This is a genomic window from Antrihabitans spumae, assembly GCF_043944905.1.
Lineage (GTDB): Bacteria > Actinomycetota > Actinomycetes > Mycobacteriales > Mycobacteriaceae > Antrihabitans > Antrihabitans spumae.
Genome location: NZ_JBIMSN010000157.1, coordinates 1 through 1,174 on the forward strand (window position 1 = coordinate 1; position 1,174 = coordinate 1,174).

At 64.8% G+C, this 1,174-nt stretch carries 1 protein-coding gene; it reads right to left on the reverse strand.

The genetic code is table 11. The features are described from left to right. Nucleotides 1–98: 98 nt before the first annotated feature. Nucleotides 99–1,052, reverse strand: a complete 954-nt coding sequence (gene dapD / locus ACHIRB_RS29710) for a 2,3,4,5-tetrahydropyridine-2,6-dicarboxylate N-succinyltransferase (protein WP_395126767.1) — start codon at nt 1,050–1,052, stop codon at nt 99–101. Nucleotides 1,053–1,174 lie beyond the last annotated feature (122 nt).

Genomic DNA, 1,174 nt, shown 5'->3' on the forward strand with positions numbered 1-1,174 from the left:
ATGTAAATCGTCCCTCAGCAAGACGAATTATCCCAGCTCAGAGCACCTTTCTTCATGAACGACACCAACTCCGAAGGAATTACCGTGAAAGCGGCAGGCTAGTCGTTCGCGTGCAGGGCTGCGTTCAACTCGACACCGGTGCCCTTCCACGGCACGACCTCGACCGCGCCGGATACCGAATTCCGTCGAAACAGGATGTTGCTGTTGCCGTTCAGGTTCGCGGCTTTGGTGACCGTTCCGTCCGGGCCAGTGACCTTCGTGCCCGCTGTGATGTAGAGACCGGCTTCGACGACGCAGTCGTCACCGAGGGAGATGCCGAGGCCGGAATTGGCGCCGAGCAGGCACCGCTCGCCGACGCTGACGATCTCCTTGCCGCCGCCGGACAGAGTGCCCATGATCGATGCGCCACCGCCGATATCACTGCCGTCGCCGACGACGACGCCGGCAGAGATGCGGCCTTCGACCATCGAGATTCCAAGTGTTCCTGCGTTGAAGTTGACGAAGCCCTCGTGCATCACCGTCGTGCCGCTGGCGAGATGCGCGCCGAGACGAACACGGTCGGCGTCGGCGATACGAACACCGGACGGGACGACGTAGTCGACCAGACGCGGGAATTTGTCGACGCCGTAGACCGTAACGGGGCCGCGGGACCGGAGCTTCGCGCGGACGGTCTCGAAACCATCGACGGCCGCGGGTCCGTGGTTGGTCCACACAACGTTGGCGAGCAGGCCGAACTGGCCGTCGAGGTTGGCGCCGTGCGGCTGAACCAACCGGTGCGAGATGAGATGCAGGCGCAGGTAGACGTCATGGGCATCGGCAGGTGCCGCGGCGAGGTCGGCGATCGTGGTCCGGACAGCAACGACGTCGACGCCACGAGCCGCGTCGGGACCGACGAGGTCGCGCAGGTCCGCGGGAACGTCGTCGCCATCGAGCCGGGTCGTTCCCGATTCGGCGAACTCGCCGAGTTCGGGCGCTGGATACCAGGTGTCGAGGACGGTTCCGTCCGCGGTCACGTTGGCGATTCCGACTGCTGTTGCTCCCTGTGCGCTCACGACGACGAGATTAACAGGGGCGGCTACGCCGCTCGTGAGTCTTTCCGGCGGGCCCACCCTCCAAAAGGACTGGCTCGAAAATGGGTAGGTGAGTGGGCAGGCGACAGCACCCGGCGCAGCCG